This window comes from Nonomuraea sp. NPDC048892, assembly GCF_040649735.1.
GTDB lineage: Bacteria > Actinomycetota > Actinomycetes > Streptosporangiales > Streptosporangiaceae > Nonomuraea > Nonomuraea maheshkhaliensis.
This window is the reverse complement of record NZ_JBEZFZ010000014.1, coordinates 75,387-100,535: the sequence shown is the minus strand read 5'-3', so window position 1 is coordinate 100,535 and position 25,149 is coordinate 75,387. Positions and strand designations below refer to the sequence as shown.

Annotated in this window: 25 protein-coding genes; 11 read left to right on the top strand and 14 right to left on the bottom strand. The window is 71.1% G+C overall.

Annotated elements, in window-relative coordinates; translation table 11 throughout:
- Nucleotides 1-19: 19 nt before the first annotated feature.
- The 6 genes from AB0C28_RS35855 to AB0C28_RS35830 all read right to left on the bottom strand — a co-directional run bounded on the left by AB0C28_RS35855 (nt 20) and on the right by AB0C28_RS35830 (nt 7,422).
- Entirely contained in the window at nt 20-3,175 is a 3,156-nt protein-coding gene (locus AB0C28_RS35855) for a TcpE family conjugal transfer membrane protein (RefSeq protein ID WP_358080121.1), read from the bottom strand.
- Nucleotides 3,176-3,229: 54 nt separating this feature from the next.
- Nucleotides 3,230-3,493: a hypothetical protein gene (locus tag AB0C28_RS35850; protein ID WP_106240705.1), complete on the bottom strand. Its 264-nt coding sequence runs from the start codon at nt 3,491-3,493 to the stop codon at nt 3,230-3,232.
- Nucleotides 3,494-3,556: 63 nt separating this feature from the next.
- A complete protein-coding gene (locus AB0C28_RS35845; protein ID WP_357854899.1) occupies nt 3,557-4,273 on the bottom strand; it encodes a conjugal transfer protein in 717 nt (238 codons plus the stop codon).
- Nucleotides 4,274-5,016: 743 nt separating this feature from the next.
- Complete coding sequence (locus AB0C28_RS35840) at nt 5,017-5,316, bottom strand: hypothetical protein (RefSeq protein WP_357854902.1); 300 nt, start codon at nt 5,314-5,316, stop codon at nt 5,017-5,019.
- Nucleotides 5,317-5,547: 231 nt separating this feature from the next.
- Nucleotides 5,548-6,624: a redox-regulated ATPase YchF gene (gene ychF, locus AB0C28_RS35835; protein ID WP_357854905.1), complete on the bottom strand. Its 1,077-nt coding sequence runs from the start codon at nt 6,622-6,624 to the stop codon at nt 5,548-5,550.
- Between the two features lie 81 nt (nt 6,625-6,705).
- Nucleotides 6,706-7,422 (bottom strand): hypothetical protein, encoded by a 717-nt coding sequence (locus tag AB0C28_RS35830; RefSeq protein ID WP_357854908.1) that lies wholly within the window; start codon nt 7,420-7,422, stop codon nt 6,706-6,708.
- Nucleotides 7,423-7,509: 87 nt separating this feature from the next.
- Here AB0C28_RS35830 and rmuC point away from each other — a divergent pair, with 87 nt between their 5' ends.
- Nucleotides 7,510-8,775 (top strand): DNA recombination protein RmuC, encoded by a 1,266-nt coding sequence (gene rmuC, locus AB0C28_RS35825; RefSeq protein ID WP_357855533.1) that lies wholly within the window; start codon nt 7,510-7,512, stop codon nt 8,773-8,775.
- Between the two features lie 13 nt (nt 8,776-8,788).
- On the top strand, nt 8,789-9,301 hold the full coding sequence (locus AB0C28_RS35820; protein WP_357854911.1) for a DUF6542 domain-containing protein: 513 nt from the start codon (nt 8,789-8,791) through the stop codon (nt 9,299-9,301).
- Between the two features lie 46 nt (nt 9,302-9,347).
- Here the strand turns inward: AB0C28_RS35820 and AB0C28_RS35815 are convergent, their stop codons facing one another.
- The gene (locus tag AB0C28_RS35815) at nt 9,348-10,313 is read right to left on the bottom strand and encodes a 4-hydroxy-3-methylbut-2-enyl diphosphate reductase (RefSeq protein ID WP_357854914.1); all 966 of its coding nucleotides are present in this window, start codon (nt 10,311-10,313) and stop codon (nt 9,348-9,350) included.
- Between the two features lie 101 nt (nt 10,314-10,414).
- On the opposite strand from AB0C28_RS35815, the gene AB0C28_RS35810 reads away from it, so the two are divergent.
- Genes AB0C28_RS35810 through AB0C28_RS35800 form a run of 3 tightly spaced genes read left to right on the top strand, consistent with a single transcriptional unit; the run spans nt 10,415 to nt 13,238 of the window.
- Nucleotides 10,415-11,437, top strand: a complete 1,023-nt coding sequence (locus tag AB0C28_RS35810; RefSeq protein WP_358080120.1) for a hypothetical protein — start codon at nt 10,415-10,417, stop codon at nt 11,435-11,437.
- 28 nt (nt 11,438-11,465) lie between these two features.
- Nucleotides 11,466-12,833 carry an exodeoxyribonuclease VII large subunit gene (xseA, locus tag AB0C28_RS35805; protein WP_358080119.1) on the top strand — a complete coding sequence of 456 codons (1,368 nt, stop codon included), beginning with the start codon at nt 11,466-11,468 and terminating at the stop codon, nt 12,831-12,833.
- Between the two features lie 48 nt (nt 12,834-12,881).
- The gene (locus tag AB0C28_RS35800; protein WP_357854923.1) at nt 12,882-13,238 is read left to right on the top strand and encodes a VOC family protein; all 357 of its coding nucleotides are present in this window, start codon (nt 12,882-12,884) and stop codon (nt 13,236-13,238) included.
- 14 nt (nt 13,239-13,252) lie between these two features.
- Here AB0C28_RS35800 and AB0C28_RS35795 read toward each other — a convergent pair whose 3' ends face one another.
- Nucleotides 13,253-13,849 carry a helix-turn-helix domain-containing protein gene (locus AB0C28_RS35795; RefSeq protein ID WP_357854926.1) on the bottom strand — a complete coding sequence of 199 codons (597 nt, stop codon included), beginning with the start codon at nt 13,847-13,849 and terminating at the stop codon, nt 13,253-13,255.
- Between the two features lie 83 nt (nt 13,850-13,932).
- On the opposite strand from AB0C28_RS35795, the gene AB0C28_RS35790 reads away from it, so the two are divergent.
- Nucleotides 13,933-14,355, top strand: coding sequence for a nitroreductase family deazaflavin-dependent oxidoreductase (locus AB0C28_RS35790; RefSeq protein WP_358080118.1), 423 nt, complete (start codon nt 13,933-13,935; stop codon nt 14,353-14,355).
- Nucleotides 14,356-14,479: 124 nt separating this feature from the next.
- On the opposite strand, the gene AB0C28_RS35785 is transcribed toward AB0C28_RS35790, so the two are convergent.
- From AB0C28_RS35785 to AB0C28_RS35775, 3 genes are read right to left on the bottom strand one after another with little or no spacing between them, the layout of a single operon-like run.
- A complete protein-coding gene (locus AB0C28_RS35785) occupies nt 14,480-14,716 on the bottom strand; it encodes an exodeoxyribonuclease VII small subunit (RefSeq protein ID WP_357854931.1) in 237 nt (78 codons plus the stop codon).
- A gap of 40 nt (nt 14,717-14,756) precedes the next feature.
- On the bottom strand, nt 14,757-15,287 hold the full coding sequence (locus tag AB0C28_RS35780; RefSeq protein ID WP_358080117.1) for a DUF4245 domain-containing protein: 531 nt from the start codon (nt 15,285-15,287) through the stop codon (nt 14,757-14,759).
- An 11-nt stretch (nt 15,288-15,298) separates the two neighbouring features.
- On the bottom strand, nt 15,299-15,907 hold the full coding sequence (locus AB0C28_RS35775; RefSeq protein WP_357854937.1) for a TetR/AcrR family transcriptional regulator: 609 nt from the start codon (nt 15,905-15,907) through the stop codon (nt 15,299-15,301).
- Between the two features lie 170 nt (nt 15,908-16,077).
- Here AB0C28_RS35775 and glpX point away from each other — a divergent pair, with 170 nt between their 5' ends.
- Nucleotides 16,078-17,112, top strand: a complete 1,035-nt coding sequence (glpX, locus tag AB0C28_RS35770; protein WP_357854940.1) for a class II fructose-bisphosphatase — start codon at nt 16,078-16,080, stop codon at nt 17,110-17,112.
- Between the two features lie 54 nt (nt 17,113-17,166).
- On the opposite strand, the gene AB0C28_RS35765 is transcribed toward glpX, so the two are convergent.
- Complete coding sequence (locus AB0C28_RS35765; protein WP_357854943.1) at nt 17,167-17,817, bottom strand: DUF1707 domain-containing protein; 651 nt, start codon at nt 17,815-17,817, stop codon at nt 17,167-17,169.
- A 228-nt stretch (nt 17,818-18,045) separates the two neighbouring features.
- Between AB0C28_RS35765 and AB0C28_RS35760 the strand changes: the two genes are divergently transcribed.
- Together AB0C28_RS35760 and AB0C28_RS35755 are read left to right on the top strand one after the other, a co-directional pair.
- Nucleotides 18,046-18,723: a DUF998 domain-containing protein gene (locus AB0C28_RS35760; RefSeq protein WP_358080116.1), complete on the top strand. Its 678-nt coding sequence runs from the start codon at nt 18,046-18,048 to the stop codon at nt 18,721-18,723.
- Between the two features lie 23 nt (nt 18,724-18,746).
- Complete coding sequence (locus tag AB0C28_RS35755) at nt 18,747-19,904, top strand: MFS transporter (protein ID WP_357854949.1); 1,158 nt, start codon at nt 18,747-18,749, stop codon at nt 19,902-19,904.
- Between the two features lie 10 nt (nt 19,905-19,914).
- Here AB0C28_RS35755 and AB0C28_RS35750 read toward each other — a convergent pair whose 3' ends face one another.
- Both AB0C28_RS35750 and AB0C28_RS35745 read right to left on the bottom strand, forming a co-directional pair.
- The gene (locus tag AB0C28_RS35750) at nt 19,915-20,859 is read right to left on the bottom strand and encodes a Gfo/Idh/MocA family oxidoreductase (RefSeq protein WP_358080115.1); all 945 of its coding nucleotides are present in this window, start codon (nt 20,857-20,859) and stop codon (nt 19,915-19,917) included.
- 31 nt (nt 20,860-20,890) lie between these two features.
- Entirely contained in the window at nt 20,891-22,330 is a 1,440-nt protein-coding gene (locus AB0C28_RS35745; protein WP_358080114.1) for a PLP-dependent aminotransferase family protein, read from the bottom strand.
- 68 nt (nt 22,331-22,398) lie between these two features.
- On the opposite strand from AB0C28_RS35745, the gene AB0C28_RS35740 reads away from it, so the two are divergent.
- Complete coding sequence (locus AB0C28_RS35740) at nt 22,399-23,274, top strand: DMT family transporter (RefSeq protein WP_357854958.1); 876 nt, start codon at nt 22,399-22,401, stop codon at nt 23,272-23,274.
- A gap of 88 nt (nt 23,275-23,362) precedes the next feature.
- Complete coding sequence (locus AB0C28_RS35735) at nt 23,363-25,015, top strand: fumarate hydratase (RefSeq protein WP_358080113.1); 1,653 nt, start codon at nt 23,363-23,365, stop codon at nt 25,013-25,015.
- Nucleotides 25,016-25,149 lie beyond the last annotated feature (134 nt).

Here is a 25,149-nt window from a genome sequence, read left to right as displayed (position 1 = left end):
GACCTGCTCGCTTGTTCACTTATCGCTCACCGATTCTCGTGCCCGGGGGGTCACTCGCCAACTCCTCTTCGCTCGGTCGTACGGACTGTGCCGCGAAACCTGCGACCACGACCCCGGCGAGGGCGAGGTACGCCCGCCGCCCGGCCGCGCGCAACTGCCCGGGATCGACGACGTCCGCGCCGCCCGGCGCGAGGTCGTCCTCCCAGGGGACCCTGACGATGGCCCGGCACCTGCCTCTGGCCACCGACTCCGCCTGCTCGACGTCGGTCATCGAACGCCTGCTCACGCCGTTGACCACCATCACCGCCCGCCTGCGCAGCTCCGCGCACCCGTGCCCGTCGAGCCACTCGTACGTCATCGCCACCGCCTCCGGCGCCTCCTCGCTCGCCGGGACCACCAGGACGAGCTGGTCCGCGTACGGCAGCAACCTGGCCGCCAGGGCGGCGGCCGGGTCGATGACGGCCAGCTTGTAGTGGCGGTCGAGCAGGCGCATGGATTCGCCGAGCCGGTGGTCGGAGAAGAAGGACCTGTCCGCGAGGCGCTGCTCGGCGCCCGCGTCGGTGTCCGCGCTGATCACCTCCAGACCGGAGGCGGTCCGCGTGGTGTAACCCCGCATGGTGAGATAGCCGCTGACCCGGTCGAGCCCCGACAGCAGCGACGTCAGGGTCTCGGGGGTCTCCGGCTGGATCTTGCTGGTCAGCGTGCCGCCGCCGCTGTTGGCATCGACGGCCACGACCCGGTCGTCGCGGTGCTGGGCGAACGTGTGGCCCAGCATGAGCGCCGTGGTGCTCTGCCCGGCGCCGCCGGTGCAGCCCAGCACGACGACCCTGCGGCTGCCCGCGAACACGCCCCTGGCCCTGGCCTCGTCGATCTCGGACCCGTCGGTCCGCACCCCGCCGCCGCCGACGACGACCTGAGCGATGCGCCGCCAGCCGCCGGAGTCGCGTCCCACGACGGACTCGATCCGCCGCACCCGGCCCTCGCCAGGCCGTGGGACGGGCACGGGCCCGATCTCCCCACCGACCTCACCACCCGGCCGAACCACAGCCCCACCCCGCGCCGCCTCGGCCACCTCCCGGCCTGCGGCGGCCACCGCCTCCCGCTCCCGAGCCGCCCGCCGCTCCCTGGCGACCTCACGCTCCCTGGCCGTCACCCGCTCGCGGTCGGCCTCACGCTCCTGAGCCGGCACGGGCTCACGCCCGGCCTCACGATCGCCCGACACCGGGGCGGTACGTTCACCGGCCGCCGGGGTTGTGCGGTCGTCTGCGTGCTTCTCAGCCCCGTCTACGGCCGTGCGCGCGTCACCGGTCCCGGCCCCACCGGCTCCGACCGCCTCGGACCCGCTCACCTCAAGCCCGGCCGCCTCGGACCCCGGTGCCTCGGACTCGGGTGCCTCAAGCTTGGCCGCCTCAAGCTTGGCCGCCTCGGACTTGGTCGCCTTGGATCGGGTGGCCCTGGATCGGGTCGCCTTGGGTCTTGCCGCCTTGGGCCCGGGCACTTCGGCCCCGGGTGCCGACGCTGCGGCGGCGTCGTTCACGCCGGCGGCGTCGGACCCATGCGCACCAGCCGTGCCCGGCTCCTGTGCAGCAGCCGGGTCCGGCACGCCGGCCGTCCCGCCCGCGATCTCCGCGTCGCCACGCTCACGCACGGACTGCGTGTCACGGGCCTCGGACAGCTTCCGCACGGGCTGCGGGTCGTGGCCCTCCGGCGTTTCGGCCGGAGTGCCAGGGACCTCGGAGTCGGTGTCCTGCCGGGACGCGGCGGGCGTTCCTGGGGTGCCGGTACGTGGGAGGTCCGCTCGTAGGTCCTCGTGGGTCTCGTCCTTGCGGGCGCTGGGGCGGGGCACCGGCTTGGCGTCGGGGTCGAGCGGCGGCCAGACCCCCTGGCCGCCCGAGAGCACCAGCCCGGGGACGAGCCGCGGCGGCTGGCCCTTCCTGTGCTTGTCACGGGCGACCTCGTCCTCGGGACGCTCACCCGCCGGACGCGGACCGGCGTCGGCCCGATCCCTCGCGTCGATCGGGCCGTCGGCGCTCGCCGCGAGCCGCCGCAGCCTGCGCAGCGCCTCGGTGTCGATGGGCTTGCCGGCGGTCGGCTTGCGGCTCTCCGCCGTCCTGATCGGATCCGCTGCCGCCTCCTGAGCGGCCAGCGCCTCGGCACTCATCGCGGCCTGCACCTCAGGCCGGTCCCGCGTCTCAAAGCCGTCCCCCGCCTCGAAGCGGTTCCGCGCCTCAGGCCGGTCCCGCACCTCAGAGCTGCCCGCCACCTCGGAGCGGTGCCGGGTCTCAGGTCGTTCGCCGAGCTGGTCGTCGGGGTGTTCGCCGGGGCGTTCGTCGGGGCGTTCGTCGGGGCGTTCGTCGGGGCGTTCGTCGAGGTGATCCGTGGACCGCCGTCCGGCCCGCCCTGCGATGCGCCGGTCCCCGGTGCGGTTCCGGCCGTGGCCTGCGGTGGTGGTGCCGTTCTGGGGCGCCTCAACCGCAGAAACCCGGGAGGCGGGTTCAGGGTCGTGTTCGCCCCGTACGGGCGTCGTCGCCCCCACCGCCTCGCCCAGCAGTGAGCGTTCCTGGCGCCGCCCGGACGCCGGGGCGCCCGCGGTGGCCCCCTGGCGTACCTGGGACTTGAGGGCGGGTGCGGCGCCGCGGCGGGTGCCCCAGCCGGTGCGCGCGGTCGTCGGCTCGGCGACGGGCGCCTGCGTGGCCGCGGCCGCCGCGGCGGCGACGGCGGGGCGCACCTGGCGCGGCCCTGCGGCGCCTTCGCGCCTGCGCTGCGGATGGCGGGCCTTGCGCGGCCCCTTCGACTTGGCGCGTACGGGCGCGGTGCGCCACACCCGGCCGGAGAACGTCACGGCCTCGGGCTCGGAGCTGGGCGCCAGGCGGTACCAGGCCTTCGGCTGCCCCAGGTAGCGCAGCTGGGACTCCAGCAGTTCGGTGAGGCGCTTGCCCTCGATGACGGGACGGGTGGACAACCACGTCACGATGCCCGGCGGCACCAGGAACAGCACGTGCCAGGGCATCTCCACCGGCACACCCACCAGGACCAGCAGGAGCGACCACGGGACGAACACCCCGACGAACACGCCGATCCAGACGATCGGCAGCGGCATCGGCAGCCGTAGGTCGTACAGCTTGTAGAGCCGCTTCTCGATCCGCCAGATGTTCGTGTACGTGGGCAGGTCCACGCGGTCCTCCTCTCCACCCGCTCGTACATGACCGCCGCGGAGCGGTCTCAACCCTTACCTGATGCCCAGTGCGCCCGCGATCGCCTTCGCCGTCACCTCGATGATGTTGGGAACGTAGAAGATCACCCCGATGGCCACGGCCAGGATGAGGAACTGCACGAAGCGCGTGATCTCGCGGGTGAAGAGGAAGAACAGCGCGACCACGGAGACCACGACGAGGAACAGCGGCGCGAAGAACGCGCGCAGGAAGTTGGCCAGCCCTCCGGTGTCGATGCCCGTGGGCGTCGGTGTCGGCGTCATCTCCATCAAGGTGAGCATTACGGTCTTCAAGGTCACTTCTTGTCCTCCCGGGGGGTACCGATCAGCAGCACGGCCGTGCCTCTATCCAGCGACCCGGCCGCCACCGCGGATGTCGGCGACGAACCACTTGTCGCCCTGCTTTTCGACGGTCAGGCGGTAGGCCTGCTCCAGCGTGCCGCCGACCACCGCGGGGTCGGTGGTGTTGGGAGTGGGCGGGGGATCGCTCGGCACGGCCCACACCACGACCGCCTGGATCTCTCGGGTGGCACCCCCCACAGGCACCACGACTTCCTTGAGCTGCGAGAAGGTGAACGCGCCCGCGAAGCTGGGCAGGCTCTTGCCCGCGGCGACGTAGCGCTGCAGCCCGCCGGTGTCGCCTGACGCGTAGTCCTTGAAGAAGCCCTCCAGCTGGGGCTTGAGCTCGGCGGCCGCCGCGTCGTCCGTCTCCGGCGCGGCGACCTGGGGCAGGTCTGCCGGAGCGGGGGCGGGCAGGATCGCCGGTCGGCCGGAGATCACGAACCGCCGTCCGGCCTCGTCGCCGGAGTAGTAGACCGGGACCGACAGCATCATCCGGCGCGGGCCCGACTGGTAGGCCACGTTGACCACGGCGTTCCTGTCGTCGCTCGCCTCGATGTCGTACGGCTGGATGGCGACGGCCGCCAGCTTGCCGTAGCCGTCCCAGCCCAACTGCGGATCCATGCCCTCGGCCAGGAACGCCTTCAGCTTGCTCGACCTGCTGGCGGCGTCTTCCGGGCTGAAATTGAGATAGACGCCGGCGAACTGGGCCGCGAAAGCCATGCCCTGCTCGGCGGGAAATCCCTTGTCAGCCGGTGCGGCGCCGGTTGTTGTCGCCGGTTCTTGCTGGGTGAACCTCTCAAATGGGGCACGAACCCCATTCACGACAACCACCACAATAAGTGCCCAAAGAATGATGCGGCCGGTCCACACCAGCCACCGTCCGCCGCCACCCGACCAGCCGCCACGCCGCGGCCTGCGGGGCGGCGGCGTGTCATAGTCGGCCGGATCGAGGGTTGCGGAAAGCCCGGGCCCGTCAGCGATCCGAGGATCGTGCTGGACGGTAGACCTACGAGCCATCACGCCTCCGCTCGCGCCGATCCCCCCGGCTGGCGCGGTGTCGTCCGTTGCCGATCCCCATCATCCGCGGTGAAGTAGTCACCCTATCCGGTCTCCGCCATTGTTCCAGGAAAGCCACGCCCATGCTGCGGCATGACAGTCCACACGGCAAACCGGGCCCGTATGACAGGCCACGGCGCCGATTCCTGTGCGTTCCCGGTGGAATGGGCTTTTGACCAGGCCAGACGCCTAAAATCGCATACCGCGGCGGCCACGCTTTCCTGTCCAAAACAGGCATGGACTCTCGCGACCTGCGGATTCGGCATGAGTCTGAACCAGATCCAGGCCGAACTCCGAGCCCTCAGCTTCGGACAGCGCCTCAGACAGGGCCTCAGACGGGGCCTCGGACAGCGCCTCAGACAGGGCCTCGGACGGAGCCCCGAGCGGGGTTCCGTCCGGGTGTCCGGTCAGGCGGGCTCGGGGTCCTGGTGGGTGCGCGACTGGCGCCTGCTGCGCAGATCGACGACGGTCGGCTGCACCGTCCGCTCCAGGGAGCCACGGAGATCGGCCAGCATCTCGGCGGGCTCACGCTCTCTCATGCGGGTCGCCATCTCGTTGCGCTCGTCGACCTTCCTGCGGAGGTACGCCTCGCGGTTGACGCGCAGGCCGTACATGAGCTCGACCCTGATGAGGGCGAGCTCCTCCTCCAGGCTGATGCCCGCGAGCGTGGGCGCGGGGCGTCGTTTCCGGATGATGCGACGGATCATGAGGGCCTCCCGAGTCAGCGTGAACGCCGTGACGATTCGACGCGCGGGGGCCCAAAGTGGTTGACGCATCACTTGTCCCCGGAGCAATCGTTCAGCTTCACACCCGGGGATCAGCCGCCGATGAGCCTCGCCGCCATCCGCCGCCGGTAACTTACCGTAGTAGGCCATCGCTCACCGTGACCGGCTCGCCGCGAACGGAACTCCCCCATGTGCCCCCGGGCTCGACGCCCGTCAGACGTTGAAGCGGAACTCCACCACGTCGCCGTCGCGCATGACGTAGTCCTTGCCCTCGATGCGCGCCTTGCCCACCGACCGGGCGCTGGCGATCGAGCCGGCCTCGACCAGCTCCTCGAAGGAGATCACCTCGGCCTTGATGAAGCCGCGCTGGAAGTCGGTGTGGATCACGCCGGCCGCCTCGGGCGCCGTGGCGCCCTTGGGGATCGTCCAGGCCCTGGTCTCCTTCGGCCCGGCCGTGAGGTAGGTCTGCAGCCCCAGCGTCTCGAAGCCGACCCTGGCGAGCTGGCGCAGGCCCGACTCCTCCTGGCCGACCGACTGCAGCAGCTCCAGCGCCTCCTCCTCGTCGAGCTCGACCAGCTCCGACTCGATCTTGGCGTCGAGGAAGACCGCCTCGGCCGGGGCGACCAGCGCGGACAGCTGCTCCCGCAGCGCGGCATCGGTGAGCTCGTCGGCGTCGAGGTTGAACACGTACAGGAACGGCTTGGCCGTCAGCAGGTGGAGCTCGCGCAGCTCGGCACGGTCGAGACCGCTCTCGAAGATCGTCTTGCCGGTCTCCAGCACGGCCAGCGCGGCCTCCGCCGCCTCCAGCGCGACCTTCTTGTCCTTGTTGTTGCGCGCCTCCTTCTGCAGGCGCGGAACGGCCTTCTCGACCGTCTGCAGGTCGGCCATGATCAACTCGGTGTTGATGGTCTCGATGTCGCGCTTGGGGGAGATCTCGCCGTCGACGTGGGTCACGTCGGGGTCGTTGAAGACCCGGATGACCTGGCAGATCGCGTCGGTGTCGCGGATGTTGGCGAGGAACTGGTTGCCCCTGCCCTGCCCCTCCGAGGCCCCCTTGACCAGGCCCGCGATGTCGACGAACTCGACCTTGGCGGGCAGGATGCGGGCCGAGCCGAAGATCTCGGCCAGCTTGGGGAGCCGGTCGTCGGGCACGCCGACGATGCCCACGTTGGGCTCGATGGTGGCGAACGGGTAGTTCGCCGCGAGCGCGTTGCCGGTCTTGGTCAGCGCGTTGAAGAGCGTGGACTTGCCGACGTTGGGCAGGCCGACGATCCCGATGGACAGGCTCATCCGACCCACTCCATCGCCGGGAAGAGGCCGACAGGGCCGCGCTGAATGGTTGACTCGCTTCGCTCGCTCACGGCGCCGAGTTTACTGGCTCAGCACGGACAGACAGGTAACCGGACGATAGGCCTGCTCGGCGCGCAGATAACGGCGCGCGCCCTGGGGGCAGGCCGAGGGCTCGCTCTCGAACGACAGCACCCTCGCCCAGGCGTCAGCAGAGCCGCACGGGACCCTGGTGACGGCGGACCTGGCGATCACGTCCGTGGCCGGCTCGGCCACGCAGGCGCCCCGGTCGAGCACCTGGCCGCCCGGGCCCAGGCAGATCACGTGGGGGTCGCCGTCGAGAGCGTCCAGGGTGCCGGACGGGCAGGCGCCGGGGTCTTCGACGATCGCGACGGACCTGCCGTACCAGCCGGGGCCCGCGCACGGCCGCTCGCGGCCGTCCAGCGTGACGCAGTCGCCCGGCCTGAGCAGGCCGCCGCCTCCGCCGGGCGCGCCGGGGTGCGGTTCGAGGAAGTTGCGTACGCACGCCGTACGGCCGGCTCCGACGCGCAGGACGTCGTCGGTGTCCTCGGGACAGTCCCCGGGGCCCGGCGGGTCGGGGGCCAGCGCCACCACCTCGGACTCGCCGCCGTTGCACGCGGTCAGCGCGTACTCCCCCGTGACGCAGGCGCCGGGGGACCAGCGCAGGACAGGACGCGGCCGGGTGCCGCTCCCCGACCCGGCGATGACGGCTCCGGCCAGGGCGATCAGGGTGATCGCCAGGGCGGCGCCCGCCGCGGCCATCTTCGGTCCCGTGTTCATGCCGGTACTCTGCGTGACGAGAGATGTGCCGCACAAGCGGAACGCCCAAGCGTGTCGGCGAGATCGGGGCCCGGCGGGCCTGCAATCATCGATGGAGTGGACGTCGTCTCGCTTCTCATAGGTCTCGCCGTCGGGTTGCTCGTGGGGTTCCTGGTGGCCAGGACGCGGGCCGCGGTGCGGATCGCCGAGTCGGACGCGCGGGCCAGGGCGGCCGCCGAGAAGCTGGTCTACGTCGAGGAACAGCTGGCCGAGCGCTTCCAGGCGCTGTCCACGCGCGCGCTCGACGTCAACAACGTGCGCTTCCTCGAGCTGGCGGAGAGCCGGCTCGCGGCCACGAGGGCCGAGGCGGCGGGCGATCTCGAACAACGCAGGCTGGCCGTCGAGCACCTGGTCGAGCCGCTGAAGGACGCGCTCACGCGGGTGGAGTCCCAGCTGCGCGACTCCGAGTCGGGGCAGCGGGCGGCGCGGGCCGAGCTGGCCAAGCAGCTGGAGTTCGTGCAGCGGAGCAACGAGCAGCTCCGCTCCCAGACCACCGCTTTGGTCAGGGCCCTGCAGCGGCCCGAGGCGCGGGGCCGGTGGGGCGAGCTGCAGCTGCGCAGGGTCGCCGAGATCGCCGGCATGCAGCGTTACTGCGACTTCGACGAGCAGGTCACCGAGGGCTCCATGCGGCCCGACATGGTCGTCAGGCTCGCCGGGGGCAAGAACATCGTGGTCGACTCCAAGGTCTCGCTGGCGGCCTATCTGGAGGCCGCGGAGGCGTCGGACGAGTCGCTCGCGACCGTACGCCTCGACGCCCACGCCCGGCACGTGCGCGAGCACATCGACCGGCTGGCGGCCAAGGCCTACTGGCAGGGGTTCAACCCGTCGCCGGAGTTCGTGGTGCTGTTCATCCCCGGTGAGGCGTTCCTGGCGCCGGCGCTCGAACGCGACCCCTCCCTGCTGGAGTACGCGATGACGCGGCGGGTGCACATCGCGACGCCCACGACGCTGATCACGATGCTGCGCACCGCGCACTACGCCTGGCAGCAGGCGGCGCTGAGCGAGAACGCGCGGGCGGTGTTCGAGCTGGGCAAGGAGCTGTACGAACGGCTGTCGTCCCTCGGCAGGAACGTCGAGTCGCTCGGCAAGGCGCTCACCCGGACCGTGGAGGCGTACAACAAGTCGGTCGGATCGCTCGAAAGCCGTGTCCTGGTCACCGCACGCAAACTTCACGATCTCGGCGTCGTGGACGGCGATCTCGACTCCCCTGAGATGCTCGAAGGGCTGCCCAGACCCCTGAGCTCCCCCGAACTGCTCGAAACCTCCTCACTGATTTCCCACGCGAACGGTAAGTTGGCCAACGGGTCGCAGTGACGGGGGAGGGCAAGTGGGTGAGAAGGGCAGGCGTTCTGCCGTCAGGCTGACGGCGCGCGGCGCCATCGCGCTCGCCCTGGTGGCCACCCTGGCGGGCTACGTGCTGGCGGCCGTGTTCGACGTCGACCACATCGTGGGCGCGGCGTTCGTGCTGGCCAGCGCGCTCGGCGCGCTGCTGGTCAACCGGCGCGAGCTGCTTTCGCTGGTGGTGACGCCGCCGCTGGTGTTCTTCTGCGCCACCCTGTTCGTCGAGCTCGGGCGGGCTCTCGGCTCGGTGTCGGTGGTGCAGTCGCTGGCGCTGGGCCTCTACACGTCGATGACGCGGGGCGCGCCGTGGCTCTTCGCCGGCTCGGCGATCGTGCTGGGCGTGGCGTGGCGGCGCGGGCTGCGCGACAACGTACGCGAGCTTCGTGAGGAGCTGAAGGCGGACGCGGCGGAGGTGCCGCGCCCGCGCCAGCCGTTCGTGCCAGAGCCGGAGGGCTATTTCGAGCCCAAGGTGTACGGCACGCCGCGCAGCGAAGACTAGAACCGGCCCCCGGCTTCAGAAGAAAGCCAGGGACCGGCATCGGGGCTCAGGAGGCCCGCAGGTCCTTGCGCAGTTCGTGGGGCAGGGCGAAGCGCATGCGCTCCTCCACCGGCTCGACCTCCGTCACGTCGCCGAACCCGTGGCGGGCCAGCCGCGCCAGCACCTCCGCCACCAGCTCTTCCGGCACCGAGGCGCCGCTGGTGACGCCGACCGTGGTGACGCCGTCGAGCCACTCGTCGCGGATGTAGTCGGCGTTGTCGACCAGGTACGACGCCTGCGCGCCGTAGTCCTTCGCCACCTCGACCAGCCGCTTGGAGTTGGAGGAGTTGTCGGAGCCGACCACGATGACCAGCTCGGACTCGGCGGCGATCTCCTTGACCGCCACCTGACGGTTCTGGGTGGCGTAGCAGATGTCGTCGCTGGGCGGGTCGATGAGCGTGGGGAAGCGCTCCTTGAGCCGGGCGACGGTCTCGGTGGTCTCGTCGACCGAGAGCGTGGTCTGCGACAGCCACACCAGCTTGCTCGGGTCCTTCACCTCCACCTTGCCGACCGCGTCGAGGCCGTCGACGAGCTGGATGTGGTCGGGGGCCTCGCCCGAGGTGCCCTCTACCTCCTCGTGGCCCTCGTGGCCGATCAGCAGGATGTCGTAGTCGGCGGCGGCGAACCGCTTGGCCTCGTTGTGCACCTTCGTGACCAGCGGACACGTGGCGTCGATCGTCCGCAGTCCGCGCTGTCTGGCCTCCTCGTGGACGACCGGGGAGACGCCGTGGGCCGAGAAGACGACGATCTCGCCCTCGGGCACCTCCTCGGTCTCGTCGACGAAGACGGCGCCCCTGGCCTCGAGCGTCTTGACGACGTGGGTGTTGTGGACGATCTGCTTGCGCACGTAGACCGGGGCACCATACTGCTCCAGAGCCTTCTCGACCGCTACCACGGCTCGATCGACTCCGGCGCAGTAGCCCCGTGGCTTGGCAACGAGGACTCGGCGGGAAGTGGGGGTCTGGGGCTCCATACTTTCTATGCTACGTGGAGCGGCGTTCTGGCCCGCGCGTGCGTGGTTGCCCGCGATTTGCCAGACTGTCCGTCCATCACTGACCTCCCAGGGAGACGTACATGTCCTTCAGCGACGTGATACGCAACATCGCTAAAACCGTTACCAACAAGGACGAACTCAAGGAGAAGGCCAAGGACCTGCCGCTTCTCGTCGTCCAGACCACGCTGAGCGCCGCCGGGCAGGCGCTGCTGCTCGTGGACCGCATGAAGAACTCCATCAAGGGCATCGGCTCCAAGGAGGAGCACGAGGAGGAGAAGGACTCCCGTCCCTCCGCCGCTCAGCAGGTGGCCGCCGCGCCGGCCGAGGCCGAGGAGGGCAAGGCCGAGCGCAAGGAGCCGGTCATCTTCTCCCCGCGCCCCGCCGCCGAGCCCAACGGGGTCGCCAAGACGAAGCCGGACCCGGTCATCTTCTCCCCCGCTCCCAAGACCGAGCCGGCGCCCGCCGCCGAGCCCGAGGCCGCCGCCAAGCCGGAAGCCGCCGCCAAGCCGGAGACCGTCTCCAAGCCCGCGACCGCGGACCCCGAGCCGGAGGCCGCCGCCCAGGCCGGCACCGCCGCCAAGGAGTCCGTCACCACGACGGACGTGGCCCCCGAGCCCGTCCAGGAGCCGGTCGTCACCTCCGCGCCCGAGCCGGAGGTCGCGCCCGCCGCGCCCAAGGCCGTAGCCGACCCCGCAGTGGCCGAGCCCGAGCCCGCCGCGAAGCCGAAGACCGCCAAGCCTAGGACCAGGGCCGCCAGGCCGAAGGCCGCGACCAAGACTTCCGGCAAGGCATCCGAGGTGGCGCCCGAGGTGGCGCCAGAGCCGGCCGCCGCGCCCGAGCCCGCCGCCGCCACGGCCGAGCCCGCCGCCGCCACGGCCGAGCCCGCCAAGGCCCCCGAGCCCGTCGCCGCCGCTGCCGTGAACCTGACCGAGCCGCTGCCCGGCTACTCCAGCCTCACCGTGGCGTCCCTGCGCGCCAGGATGCGCGGCAAGAGCGCCGAGCAGATCGGCTCCTACCTGGAGTTCGAGCGGTCCACCGCCGCGCGGCCCGAGGTCATCAAGATGTTCGAGAACCGCCTGGCCAAGCTGCAGGCCGGGGAATAACGTCGCACCGAGCCCGTAGTCTTCCGCCATGAGCTCGAAGACCACGCCTGAGTCTCCCCTGCCGATCCGCACGGTCCTGCAGATGGTGGGCGGATGGATCGGCAGACTCGGCACGGTCTGGGTCGAAGGTGAGATCACCGACCTGAGCACCCGTGGCGGCACGGTGTTCCTGACCCTGCGCGACCCGGTCGCCAACGTGTCCGCCAGGGTCACCGCCCCGCGCGGCGTCTACGAGGCGACCGTGCCGCGGCCGGCCAACGGCTCCAGGGTGGTGCTGCACGTCAAGCCCGACTTCTGGGTCAACAGGGGCTCGTTCGCCTTCACCGCGCTGGAGATGCGCCCGGTCGGCGTGGGCGAGATGATGGTCAGGCTTGAGCGGCTCAGGCAACTGCTGGCCGCCGAGGGGCTGTTCAACGCCGACAGGAAGCGGCGGCTGCCGTTCCTGCCGAGCACGATCGGGCTCGTCTGCGGGCGTGAGTCGGCGGCCGAGCGCGACGTGCTGGAAAACTCGCGCAGGCGCTGGCCGGCGGTGCGGTTCAAGGTCGAGGAAGTCGCCGTCCAGGGGCCTTACGCGGTGGCCGAGGTGACGGAGGCGCTGCGCAAGCTCGACGCCGACGCCTCGATCGACGTGATCGTCGTCGCCAGGGGCGGCGGCTCGCTCGAAGACCTCCTCCCGTTCTCCGACGAGACGCTGGTGCGCGCCGTGGCCGCCTGCCGCACCCCCGTGGTGAGCGCGATCGGCCACGAGCAGGACAGCCCGCTGCTCGACCTGGTGGCCGACGTGCGGGCCTCCACGCCCACCGACGCGGCCAAGAAGGTCGTGCCCGACGTGGGCGAGCAGCTCACGCTGGTGCGCCAGCTCCGCGACCGTGGCCGCAGGGTGGTGAGCGGCTGGCTCGACCGGGAGATGTCCTGGCTGACGTCCGTGCGCTCGCGGCCCTCCTTGGCCGATCCCGTACGCGAGCTGGAGCGCCGGGCCGAGCAGGCCGAAGCGCTGCGCGACCGGGCCAGGCGTTCGCTGTCGTCCTCGCTCGACCGCGCAGAAGACGACCTCACCCATCTGCGCGCCCGCCTCATCGCGCTGTCCCCCGCCGCCACGCTGGAACGCGGCTACGCCATCGTGCAGCACCCGTCCGGCGACGTGGTCCGCCTGGCCAAGGACGTCTCCCCCGGCACGCTCCTGACGATCCGGCTGAGCGACGACCGCCTGACCGTACGCGCAGAAGAACCGGACGGGCCCGATGGGTCGGACGAGCCGAAGAGCGGGACGAGCGGAAGTGCGCCGGCCAGGCCGAAGAGCCGGGCGGGCGGGACGAAGAGCGGGGCGAAGAGCGGGGCGAAGAGCGGGACGAGCCGGGCAGGCCGCGAAGCTCCCGACGAGCCGGAGCATGCGTAACGGGTCGAAGGAGGAGCGCGTGACGGCTCCGGGGTCTACGTTCGGCGCATGAGAGGACTCACCCAGGTCGCCCAGCACGCCGACGACCTCGACCGAGCCACCGCCTTCTACCGCGACGTGCTCGGCCTGCGGCACATCGCCACCTACCGGCCGCCCGGGCTGGCCTTCTTCGACCTCGACGGCGTACGCCTGCTGATCGAGAAGGGCGCGCCCTCAGCGGTGCTCTACCTCGCCACGGACGACCTCGAAGCCGACGTGGCCCGGTTGCGCGCGCACGACGTCGCGATCGTCCAGGAGCCGCACCTGGTCTTCACCGACGACGGGACGTTCGGCACCCGCGACAAGGAGATCCGGATGGCCGCGTTCAGGGACTCGGAGGGCAACCTGCTCTGCCTGATGACCTAGCGGAGCCCGATGACCTAGCGGAGCATGGCCTCGGCCACGGCGGTCACGCCTGACTTGATCTGCTCGACCGTCATGCCGCGTTCCTCCCGCTGGAACGCGATCAGATAGGCGTTGACGGGCGCGAGCAGGGCGTCGGCGAAGTACGCGGCGTCGGCCCGCGGGCACGCCCGCGCCAGCAGCGCCGTGAGATGGACGTGGTAGATCCGGTACGGGGTGCTGAACCCCTTCACCTTGCCCCTCTCCAGCAGCAGGAACAGCTCCTCCTGCGCCACCACCCGGTCGACGAGCGCCCGCATGAACGCGACGATCCGCTCGCCCGCGGGCGCGCCGGGGCCGAGCGGCGGCGGCCCGGCGAAGAAGGACTCCTGGAAGCGTCGCTCCCCCTCGTCGAGCAGCGCCATCGCCAGGCCCGTGCGGTCGCCGAAACGCCGGTAGACCGTGCCCACGCCCACGCCCGCCACGCGGGCGACCTCGTCGAGCGAGAGGTCCGCCGCCCCGTGCTCGGCGATCATCCGCGTGGCCACGTCGATGATCTTCTGCCGGTTGCGCGCGGCATCGGCCCGCTCGGGCTGGGGTTGCCCGACCACGGGCAGGAATCGGCGTCCGCACACGTGGCCGAGCATATCGGTGACAAACGGAGAGCTCTCCGATTAGGCTACAACCGGAGAGTTCTCCGATTACCGAGGAGCGAAGCGTGACCATCGACTACAACGAGTTCAACAAGCAGATCATCAAGGAGTTCCGCGAGAACGAGGGCCGGGTCGGCGGCATGTTCGAGGGCGCGCCGCTGGTGCTGCTCACCACCACGGGCGCCAAGAGCGGCAGGCGCGTCACCACGCCGGTGATGTACCTGAAGGACGGCGACCGCTACGTCGTCATCGCCTCCAAGGGGGGCGACGACAGCAACCCCGCGTGGTACCACAACCTGATCGCCACGCCCGCGGCGACGGCGGAGATCGGGACGGAGACGTTCGAGGTGAAGGCCGTCGTCGCCGAGGGCGAGGAGCGCGACCGCCTCTACGCCAGGATGGTGGAGCAGGCGCCCCAGTTCGCCGAGTACGAGAAGAAGACCACCCGCCGCATCCCGGTGGTGGCCCTGGTCAGAACGGACGCCTGACGCCCCTTGCGGGTCCGTGGGAGGGGCGGGCTCGCAAGACGGCGGGCCCGAAGCTCGTGGGTGGGCGCCCAACAGCTCGTGTGCGTGCGACCCGAAGCTCGTGGGCGTGCGGCCCTGAAAGCCCCTAGAAGGGGGTGTCGTCGGAGCCAGGAGAGGTGGGCTCGGAGCGGCGGGCCATGGCGGCGGCCAGCTTGACCCTGGCTCCCTGGAGCCATTCCTCGCAGACGGCCGCCAGCTTCTCGCCGCGCTCCCAGAGCTCGATCGACTGCTCCAGGGTGAGCCCGCCGGTCTCCAGGCGGCGCACCACCTCGGTCAGCTCCTCGCGGGCCTGCTCGTATGAGGGTGCCTTCTCGTCTGCCACGTCACCACCCTAGAGGGACCGGCCGACAATCACGGCACGCTCAGCCCTTGGGTCGCTGCTGGAGGCGTGCGGCCAGCTCGCCCAGCTCGGTCCAGTCGGCCGTCCCGGTGATGACGAGCGTCACGTCGGGCAGCACGCGCACCAGCGAGCGCTGGTTCTTGTCCTCCCTGAAGCGCCGCTCCCACGCGACGCCGCCGACCTGCTGGCCGCCTGCGGCCTTGTCGGTGTTGGCCATGCGGCTGGCGAACCCGGCCGCCGGCCGCTCGTCGCTCTGCGCGAACATCGCGTGCTGCCGCGCGGCCGTGGCGTAGCCCAGGTAGAGGACCTTCGCGCCGTTCTCGCCCTCGGCGATCCTGTTGCTGTTGGGCACCCAGTTCGCCGGATCTCCCTGGGGCGCCCACACGCCGTACGGGACCGTGTGGCCGAAGTTGGCGACGGTGATGGAGTAGTCGAGCCGCGGGATGTGCTCCTCCCGGCTCTGCGGGGTGACCAGCAGAAACAGCCCCGCGCCCGCGAGACAGACGAACAGGGCTACCGCGTAGCCGTAGAAACCTTGGGTGAACCGTCGCACAGTCGCCGAGGCTACCCGCTGGAGGCGGCGGTCGCCGAAGCGGCCGGCCGGATCTGCCCGATGATGGTGAGGACCTCTTCGGCCAGGTCGCGGTCACCTGTGCGGAGCACCTCGGGCACGGCCGCCGCCAGCGCCCCGGTGAGCACCACGACGAGCGCGGTGTCGTGCTCGAACAGCGCCGCGTTGAGCTCCGCCCACTTGCGCAGCCGGTCGCGCATGACCACCTCGAAGCCGGGCGGCCCGTCACCGCGCAGGAACAGCTCGGCCAGCTCGCGCTCCTCGAGACAGCCGTCGAGGTAGGCGCGGGCGGCGCCGACGAACACCCGCATCGGGTCGCTCTCGCCGGTCGCCCTGGCCGCGCGGGCGGCCTGCTTGGTCCGCTGCGTCTGCCTGGCCTGGAACTCCTCCCACAGCGTGAGGTAGAGATCCGCCTTGCCGGAGAAGTGGTGGTAGAGGCTGCCCACGCTGGCCTCGGCCCTGGCTACCACGTCCGTCACGCCGGCCTCGGCGAAGCCCTTGGAGACGAAGACCTCCCTGGCGGCGGCGAGCAGCGAGCTGCGCGTGGCCGCACCGCGCTCGGACGTACGCGGCTGGGCGACCGCGTTCTCCACATCGCTCATTCGGGATCTCCTCCACGGCGGGATGCCACGCTCCATGTTGGAGGCAAGATCCATGCCGCGCACAGCGTATGGCGCAAAATCCGTTCTCCGGAGCCAGATTATCCCCCTCTGACCGGGAAGAGACCGGCAACTACGATCGAGGTAGACGTCCGACGAGGAAGGCCACCGACATGTCCGATCAGACTTCCGTGCCCGCGGCGCTCGCCACCAGCGAGCGCGCGCCCGACCGCAACCTGGCGCTTGAGCTCGTCCGCGTCACGGAGGCGGCGGCGATGGCGGCGGCCCGGTGGGTCGGCCGGGGCGACAAGAACGGCGCGGACGGCGCCGCGGTCAACGCGATGCGCCAGTTGATCAGCACGGTCTCCATGAACGGCGTGGTCGTCATCGGCGAGGGCGAGAAGGATCACGCCCCGATGTTGTTCAACGGCGAGCACGTGGGCGACGGCAGCGGCCCCGACTGCGACGTGGCGGTCGACCCCATCGACGGCACCAGGCTGACCGCGCTGGGCATGCCGGACGCGGTGTCGGTCATCGCGGTGAGCGAGCGCGGCTCCATGTACGACCCGTCCGCGGTCTTCTACATGGAGAAGCTGGTCACCGGTCCCGAGGCGGCCGACGTGGTCGACATCGAGGCGCCGGTGTCCGTCAACATCGAGGCGGTCGCCAGGGCCAAGCACTGCTCGCCCTCCGACGTGACCGTGGTCGTGCTCGACCGGCCCCGGCACGAGCGGATGGTCAAGGAGATCAGGGAGACGGGCGCGCGGATCAAGTTCATCACCGACGGCGACGTGGCCGGCGCGATCATGGCGGCCCGCGCGGGCACCGGCATCGACCTGATGCTCGGCATCGGCGGCACGCCCGAGGGCATCGTGGCGGCGTGCGCGCTCAAGTGCCTGGGCGGCGTGATCCAGGGCAAGCTGTGGCCGCGCGACGACGCCGAGCGGAGCCGGGCGGTGGACGCCGGTCACGACCTGAGCCAGGTGCTCACCACGAACGACCTGGTCAAGTCCGACGACGTGTTCTTCGCGGCCACCGGCATCACGCACGGCGAGCTCATGCAGGGTGTACGGTTCCGGTCCGGCTCGGCGGTGACCGAGTCGCTGGTGATGCGCGGCCGGTCGGGCACGATCCGCAAGATCGAGAGCGAGCACCAGCTGTGGAAGCTGCGCGCGTACAGCGCGATCAACTTCGACACGGCCGGTTGAGCCCGCGCGGGCCGGCCCAGACCGGTCGGCTCATGGCGCCGGGCGCCCAGCCCCCTAGCGGCGGCGCTTGCGGCGGGGTGGTTCCTTGACCTTGACCTCGCCCGCGAAGTTCGTGGTGCGCACCTCCACCACCGGCGCCTCGGGCCCGGTGGGCTGCTTGGTCAGGCGGACCGTCTTGTCCTTGGTCACCCTGATCACTTCTAGCCCTTCTGGCACGTGGATCTCCAGCCCGCCGAAGACGAGGGTGGCGTTGATGATGATCCGCCGGTTCTGCAGAATCGCGTCGCGGAAGTCGAGCTTGGTGGTGCCGAACATGGCCGTCACCCCGAGCTCCGCCGGCACCACCCAGCGCCCGCCGCGCTGCTCCTTCTTGAAGATCGCCGAGACCGGTCGGCCGTCCAGGTTGAGCGGCTGCTGGTCGGCGGGCAGGAGGTCCCTCGTGAGCTCGGCCAGTTCGCCGAGTGTGCGGGCGGCGTAGAGCACGCCGAGCCGTTCCTCCAGCTCGTCCAGCGTGAGGCGCCCGTCGGCGTGCGCGTCCTGGAGCACCTGGGCGATGCGCTCCCTGTCGGCGTCGGAGGCGCGCAGCTCGTGCGGCTGGGGTACGTCGTCCGCTCCCTGCGGCCGGCGGGCGGACACCCACTCCTCGGCCAGCCGCTCGCCGACTTCCTGAAGTTTCGGCAACCACGATCCCGCGCGTTCGTTCACACTTCTGACGATATCTGGCGGTCGCGCCGTTCGCTCGTCCTGATTGGACAGGTGTCGATGGATTCCGGCGGGTAGTCCGGCAATCCTCTCTCGTGAGTTTCTCGTTCACGTCGGCGTGGCGATGGGCGCGCCGTACGGCGGGGGTTTTCTCACCGATTTCTTAGGAATCCTCCTTCGGGTACGGCCGTTGATCCGTACATAAGGGACCGGTCGAAGTGGGGTGTGCGCGTGCATCAACCAGCGCGATGGGGTCTCGGCGCGGCAGGCGCGGGCGTAGCCGTGATCCTGGGCCTGGACCTGGCGAGCTTCGACGAGATGGACCCGTTCAGGCGGACGATCAGCCAGCACGGCCTGGGCCCCGACGGCTGGATCTTCGCCCTCGGCGTGGGCCTGCTGGCGGTGGGTTCCGTGGCCATCGGGGTGTCGCTGGCGCGCAAGAGGCTGGCCGGGGTGTTCGGCACGATCGCGCTCATGGGCTGGAGCGCCGGGCTGCTGATGACGGCCTGGTTCGAGAAGCACGACTGGTCGGTCGGGCCCAGCCTGAGCGGCAGCATCCACCGGGTGGGCAGCTTCGTCGCCTTCCTCTGCCTGCCGCTGGCGGTGGTGATCATCGCCGGGCCCTGGCGGCGGGAGCGGTCGCGGGCGACGCTCGTGGCGTTCGGGTTCGGGATCTGCTCGGTGCTGTGGGTGGCGGGCATCGGCACGATGATGCTCGTCGGGGCCGCCGAGGGGGTGCCGTGGTATCGCGTCATGCCGTTGGGGCTGGTGGAGCGGGGTCTGGCGGTCAGTGAGGTGGCGGCGCTGCTCGCGCTCGGCGTCTGGGCCGCCGCCAGAGATCACTCGTTGCGTTCCGGTGCTGGCGGAGGGCCTGTGGCAGCGGCTAACCTGACCGCGCCTCACGTTTGATCTCCCCCCATCAGGAGGCCGCCGTGCCGTCCTTGCGTGATCGCCAGGCCCGCATCGCCACGTACGCCGTGTTCGCCGTACAAGGGCTGTCCCTCGCCACGCTGCTCGTCCAGATCGCGAATCTGCAGACCAAGCACCACCTCGACGAGGGCTCGCTCACACTGCTGCTGCTCATCGTGCCGGTGTTCGCCGGGGTGGGCAGCGTGGGGGCCGGGGCGTTCGCCGCCCGGTTCGGCAGCAGGCTGCTACTGCGGATCGCGCAGCCGGCGGTGGCCGCCGCCGTGGTGCTGGCGGGGTTCGCGCCGCAGGTGGCGCTGCTCGTGCCCGTGCTGCTGGTGTACGCGCTGGCGCTGGGCGCGGTGGACGCGGGCATGAACATGCAGGGCGTGGCGGTCGAGCGCAGGTACGGCCTCCATGTGCTCAACGGGTTCCACTGCGCGTGGAGCGCGCTCAGCATGGCCGGCGCGCTGTGGGCGTCGGCGGCGGCCACTCTCCCGCTCGAACTCATCATGACGCTGCCGATGCTGCTCGCCGTGGCCGGCTCCCTGATCTTCGGCCGCTCCCTCTACACGCCGGGCGAAGAGAAGCCCGAGACAGGGCCGGTGCACTTCGACGGCTTCCCGTGGCGGCCGATCATCCCGCTCTGCCTGGCCATGGCCTTCCTGTACGTCGGCGACGCGGCCGTCTCCAACTTCAGCTCCGTCTACATGCAGGGCGTGCTGACGGCCGAGCCCTGGGTGATCCCGCTGGCCTACGCCGCCTACCAGGCGACCACGCTGGCCGTCAGGCTCGGCGGCGACCTCGCCGTCAGGCGGTACGGGCCGGCCGCCATCGTCAGGGTCGGCGGCGTGATCGCGACAGTGGGCTTCGCGTGGGTCGTGCTGGCCCCGAACCAGCTGCTCGGGCTGGTCGCCTTCGGAGTGACCGGGGTGGGCCTCGCGGTGGTGGCGCCGCAGTCGTTCTCCGCGGCCGGCCGGCTCGACCCGGCCGGGACGGGGGTCGCCATCGCCCGGGTCAACCTGTTCAACTACGTCGGCTTCATCGTCGGCGCGGCGCTCGTGGGCGGCCTCGCGGAGGCCGCGAACATGCGCGTGGCCTTCGCCGCGCCGCTGGTGCTGGCCGCCGTCATCATCCTGCTGGCGCCCGGCTTCGAGCCGAGACGCACGACGGCCACCACCTGACGGGCCCCGGTCACGCCTGGAGTCGTACCTCGGCGACCTCGACGGGGCGGCCCTCACGCAGGGACAGGTCGGCGGCCTCGGCCACGTACAGGGCCTCCAGCGCGTCCGTGATCGTGCACGGGCTCGTGTCACCCGTCAGGAAGCAGTCGATCTCGTCCCGGTAGGCGGTCTCGAACCGGGCGACGAAGTCGGGCCAGGGCTTGTCCAGGCCGGGCAGGTCCTCGGTGGTGTACAGCGGGGCGCGCGGGCTGAGCCCGACGGCCTGCGTCCGCTTGGTGCCCGCCAGCTCCATGCGCACGTCGTACCCGCCGCCGTTGTAGCGCGAGCCCTGCAAGGTGGCGAGCGTGCCGTCGTCGAGCGTCAGCAGCGCGGCGCTGTTGTCCACGTCGCCCGCCTCCCGGAAGAACGGCGCGCCGCGGTTGGCTCCGCGCGCGTAGACGGAGGTCACCTCGCGGCCGGTCACCCAGCGCAGGATGTCGAAGTCGTGAATGTGGCAGTCGCGGAAGATGCCCCCCGACGTCGGCAGGTATTCGGCGGGCGGCGGCGCGGGGTCGGCCGTGATCAGGTGCACGCGGTGCACCTCGCCCAGCTCGCCGCGGCGCACCGCGCGCTCCGCCGCGACGTAGCCGGGGTCGAACCTGCGCTGGAAGCCGATCTGCACGCGGTGTCCCGCGCAGGCCCGCAGCACCTCGACGGTCGCGGCGACCGTCCCCGCCACCGGTTTCTCGCAGAACACGGGGACGCCTCTGGCGCACGCCTCAAGGATGAGGTCCGCGTGGGTGCTGGTCGGGGTGGCGATGACGACGGCGTCGGTCTCGAAGGGGTCCCCCGGTCTGCCGTACGGCGACGTGCGTACGGGATCGGCCACGATCAGCTCGTCCACGAGGGGATGCGCGGCCAGGGTCGCGGCGTGAAAGGCTCCGATCCGGCCCAGACCCAGCAGTCCCACCCGCATGACGCCTCCCGCTTTCTCGCGAAATACTCCCTTATTCAGAGATTTGTCCTGACATGCTGACCTTCAACCCTCGTACCACCTCGGCCGCCTTGTGCACGGGCAGCCGGGCGAAGCCCACCACCATGGCCGGCGGCCCCGCCGCCTCCCGCATCGGCCCCACCGCCTCGGCCGACAGGCCCAGCTCGCGCGCGGCCCGCACCGTACGCGGCTCGCCCCAGCCGTCCGGCAGCTCCAGGTAGAGGTGCAGCCCCGCGTCGATCCCCTTCACCCGCACCTCGGGCAGCTCCGCGCCCAGAGCCGTGACCAGCGCGTCCCTGCGCCGCCGGTACTCCCTGCGCATGCGCCGCAGGTGCTTGTCGTAGCCGCCGGTACGCAGGAAGTGGGCCAGCGCGTACTGCTCGATGACCGGCGAGCCCAGGTCCAGCTCGCCCCGCGCCCGCCGGATCGCCTCGGCCAGGTCGGGCGGCGCCGCCACCCAGCCCAGCCGCAGGCCGGGCGCGAGCGCCTTGCTCACGCTGCCCGACAGGATCACCCGGCCGGGCGCCAGCCCCTGGAGGCAGCCGACGGGGTCGCGGTCGAAGCGGAACTCGGCGTCGTAGTCGTCCTCCAGGATCGCCCGGTCGCCCGCGTACGCCCACTCCATCAGCGCGGCCCGGCGTGGCGGCGACAGCACCACACCCGTCGGGTACTGGTGCGCCGGCGTCACCAGCACGGCGTCCCCGCTCAGCCGCCGCACGTCGAGGCCCTGCTCGTCCACCGGCACCGGCACCAGCCGCGCGCCCGCCCGCCGCAGCAGCGGCACCTGCCGGTGGCTGGTCGGGTCCTCCACGGCCAGCCGGATCGGCCGCTGCTGGGTCAGCACGTGCAGGACCAGGCTCAGGCCCTGCGCCACGCCGCCCACGATGACGAGGTTCTCCGGGCGCACGTCGGCGGCCCTGACCCGCCGGAGGTAGCCGGCGAGCTCTTCGCGCAGCTCAGGCACGCCGCCAGGGTCCCCGTAATCGAGCGCGTCCGAGGGTACGGTGGTCAGGACATGCCTGACGGCCGCCAGCCAGCGTTCACGGGGGAAGTGGCTGAGGTCCGGGGAGGTGGGGCGATGACCGTAGTACGAGGTGCCCCTGGCGGGGGTCCTGCCAGGCCGGCCGGCCTGCTGATTGGCCCGCTGGCTGGGCCGCTGGTCGGGCCGGGGCCGCGCGGTGTCGCGCGGCTTGGGCACGCCACGCGCGTTCTTGGGGGTGACCTGGGTGCCGACGCCCACCCTGGAGATCAGGAAGCCCTCGGCGACCAGCTGCTCGTACGCCTCCACCACCACGCCCCTGGAGACCTGGAGGTCGGAGGCGAGATCGCGGGTGGCGGGCAGGCGAGTGCCGGGAGTGAGCCGCCCGCCCCGGATGGAGTCGCGCAGCTCAGCCGCGATCTGCCCGGCGATGGCCCCCTTGCCCCGCCTTATCTGGATATGGAGGTCAGCCATATTGGTCCTGTCTCTCGGCGGGACATTGGACTGTTTGAACGAACCATTGTCTCCCTAGCATCCTTCGCATGAGAAACGGCATCATCGGCGCCGCCTCGGCCATGTTCCTCGTCGGCACGCTGGCCGGCGTCTCGAAACTCGTCGAGGCGTACCCGATATACGGCGGCCAGGCCGTTCGGTATCTCGTCGGTTCGGTCATCCTGCTCCTCATAACGCGAGCGCTCGGCCTGCGGTTCGTCCGCATGACGGCGCGCGAGCTCCTGTGCCTGGGCGGGCTGACGCTCTTCGGCCTGGTGATCTTCAACGTGTGCGTAGTCGAGTCCACCCGCGCCTCGGGGCCCGCCCTGGTCGGCACCGTGCTCGGCACCGTGCCGCTGGCGCTCGCGCTGGCCGGCGGCCGGCCCGCCCCCCGGCTGCTGGCCGGCGCCGCCGTGGTCGTGGCCGGAGCCACCCTGGCCACCGGGCTCGGCAGCGGCGACACCGCCAGCCTGCTGTGGGCGCTCGGCGCGCTCGTCGGCGAGATCTGCTTCTCGCTGCTGGCCATCCCGCTGCTGCCCAAGCTGGGCGCGATCAGGGTGTCGGCCTACTCGACCGCGCTGGCCGTGCCCATGCTGGTCGTGGTGGGGCTGATCGACGCCGGTACGGACCTGGTCAGGGTGCCCACGCCGGCCGAGGCGCTCGGGTTCGCCTACCTGGCGGTCGTGGTCACCGTGATCGCCTTCTTCCTCTGGTACAGCTCACTGCCCAAGCTGGGGCCGGGGCGGGCGGGGCTGTTCGCGGGGCTCATCCCGGTGGGCGCCATCGTCACGGGCGCGGTGCTGGGGGTCGCGATGCCGTCGGCGTACGATCTGCTGGGCGCCGGGCTGGTCGTCGCCGGCATCCTGCTCGGGCTGGGCTCCGCGCGCTCGGGCGCCGAGGCTGCCGTACGGCCCTCGGAAGCCTGAGCCTTTCAGCCAAGAGCGTGCAAAGCCTGTGCCGGTCCGATGGTCAGGCCAAGGGAGCGTAATCTCTTGGAGGACCGAAAGGATGGACATGGGCGAGTTCGACTACACCGACCTGCTTCCACTGGGAGCCGACGAGACCGAATACCGGTTGATCACGTCGGAGGGGGTGCGGAAGGTCGAAGCGGCGGGGCGTACGTTCCTCGAAGTCGATCCTGAGGCGTTGCGGCTGCTCACCGAGACGGCCATCCACGACATCTCCCACTTCCTGCGTTCCTCGCACCTCGCCCAGCTCAGGAAGATCGTCGACGACCCCGAGTCCAGCGGCAACGACCGTTTCGTCGCCCTCGACCTGCTGAAGAACGCCTCCATCTCGGCCGGCGGCGTGCTGCCCATGTGCCAGGACACCGGCACCGCCATCGTCATGGGCAAGCGCGGCCGCCACGTGCTGACCGACGGCCTCGACGCCGAGCACGTCTCGCGCGGCGTGTACGACGCCTACACCAAGCTCAACCTGCGTTACTCGCAGATGGCTCCGCTCACCATGTGGGAGGAGAAGAACACCGGCAGCAACCTGCCCGCCCAGGTCGAGCTCTACGCCGAGGACCCCCACGGGCACCCCGACGAGTACAAGCTGCTGTTCATGGCCAAGGGCGGCGGCTCGGCCAACAAGTCGTTCCTGTACCAGGAGACCAAGGCCGTGCTCAACGAGAAGCGCATGCTGGCCTTCCTGGAGGAGAAGATCCGCTCGCTGGGCACGGCGGCCTGCCCGCCGTACCACCTGGCCATCGTCGTCGGGGGCACCTCCGCCGAATACGCGCTCAAGACCGCGAAATACGCCAGCGCCCGCTACCTCGACTCCATCCCCACCGAGGGCTCCGCGTCCGGGCACGGGTTCAGGGACCTGGAGATGGAGGCCAAGGTCTTCGAGCTGACCCAGAAGCTGGGCATCGGCGCGCAGTTCGGCGGCAAATACTTCTGCCACGACGTCCGCGTCATCCGCCTGCCCCGCCACGGCGCCTCCTGCCCGGTCGCCATCGCCGTCTCCTGCTCGGCCGACCGCCAGGCGCTGGCCAAGATCACGCCGGAGGGCGTCTTCCTGGAGAAGCTGGAGACCGACCCGGCCCGCTACCTGCCGGAGACGACCGACGAGCACCTCTCCGACGACGTCGTCCAGGTGGACCTCAACCGCCCCATGCCGGAAATCCTCGCCCAGCTCACGAAATATCCGGTCAAGACGCGCCTCTCGCTCACCGGCCCCCTCGTCGTCGCCCGTGACATCGCACACGCCAAGATCGCCGAGCTCCTCGACAACGGCGGCGAGATGCCGCAATACCTCAAGGACCACGCCGTCTACTACGCCGGCCCCGCCAAGACCCCCGAGGGCTACGCCTCCGGCTCCTTCGGCCCGACGACGGCCGGGCGCATGGACTCCTACGTGGGGCGCTTCCAGGCGGCCGGCGGCTCGATGGTGATGCTGGCCAAGGGCAACCGCTCCAAGCAGGTCACCGAGGCGTGCCAGGAGCACGGCGGCTTCTACCTCGGCTCCATCGGCGGGCCCGCGGCTCGGCTGGCACAGGACTGCATCAAGAAGGTCGAGGTGCTCGAATATCCGGAGCTGGGGATGGAGGCGGTGTGGAAGATCGAGGTCGAGGACTTCCCCGCGTTCATCGTCGTCGACGACAAGGGCGAAGACTTCTTCACCGACAAGACCGGTCCGGTGCTGTCGATCGGCCGCCGCTGATCATCGCGCCGGCGTTTTGAGGGCCGGGCGGGTCAAGGGCCGGGCGGGTCGAAGCCGGTTGACCCGGTCAGAGACTGACCGGCCGGCCGGCGATCCGGCGGTGGCCGGGCGGCCGGGCGGTGGCCGGGCGGTGG

Bases quoted from the DNA above. Each gene is read 5' to 3' on its own strand.
- AB0C28_RS35850 (WP_106240705.1), bottom strand. From the start codon at position 3,493: ATGCTCACCTTGATGGAGATGACGCCGACACCGACGCCCACGGGCATC.
- AB0C28_RS35845 (WP_357854899.1), bottom strand. From the start codon at position 4,273: ATGGCTTTCGCGGCCCAGTTCGCCGGCGTCTATCTCAATTTCAGCCCG.
- AB0C28_RS35840 (WP_357854902.1), bottom strand. From the start codon at position 5,316: ATGATCCGTCGCATCATCCGGAAACGACGCCCCGCGCCCACGCTCGCG.
- ychF (WP_357854905.1), bottom strand. From the start codon at position 6,624: ATGAGCCTGTCCATCGGGATCGTCGGCCTGCCCAACGTCGGCAAGTCC.
- AB0C28_RS35830 (WP_357854908.1), bottom strand. From the start codon at position 7,422: ATGAACACGGGACCGAAGATGGCCGCGGCGGGCGCCGCCCTGGCGATC.
- AB0C28_RS35815 (WP_357854914.1), bottom strand. From the start codon at position 10,313: ATGGAGCCCCAGACCCCCACTTCCCGCCGAGTCCTCGTTGCCAAGCCA.
- AB0C28_RS35810 (WP_358080120.1), top strand. From the start codon at position 10,415: ATGTCCTTCAGCGACGTGATACGCAACATCGCTAAAACCGTTACCAAC.
- xseA (WP_358080119.1), top strand. From the start codon at position 11,466: ATGAGCTCGAAGACCACGCCTGAGTCTCCCCTGCCGATCCGCACGGTC.
- AB0C28_RS35800 (WP_357854923.1), top strand. From the start codon at position 12,882: ATGAGAGGACTCACCCAGGTCGCCCAGCACGCCGACGACCTCGACCGA.
- AB0C28_RS35775 (WP_357854937.1), bottom strand. From the start codon at position 15,907: ATGAGCGATGTGGAGAACGCGGTCGCCCAGCCGCGTACGTCCGAGCGC.
- glpX (WP_357854940.1), top strand. From the start codon at position 16,078: ATGTCCGATCAGACTTCCGTGCCCGCGGCGCTCGCCACCAGCGAGCGC.
- AB0C28_RS35750 (WP_358080115.1), bottom strand. From the start codon at position 20,859: ATGCGGGTGGGACTGCTGGGTCTGGGCCGGATCGGAGCCTTTCACGCC.
- AB0C28_RS35745 (WP_358080114.1), bottom strand. From the start codon at position 22,330: ATGGCTGACCTCCATATCCAGATAAGGCGGGGCAAGGGGGCCATCGCC.
- AB0C28_RS35740 (WP_357854958.1), top strand. From the start codon at position 22,399: ATGAGAAACGGCATCATCGGCGCCGCCTCGGCCATGTTCCTCGTCGGC.
- AB0C28_RS35735 (WP_358080113.1), top strand. From the start codon at position 23,363: ATGGGCGAGTTCGACTACACCGACCTGCTTCCACTGGGAGCCGACGAG.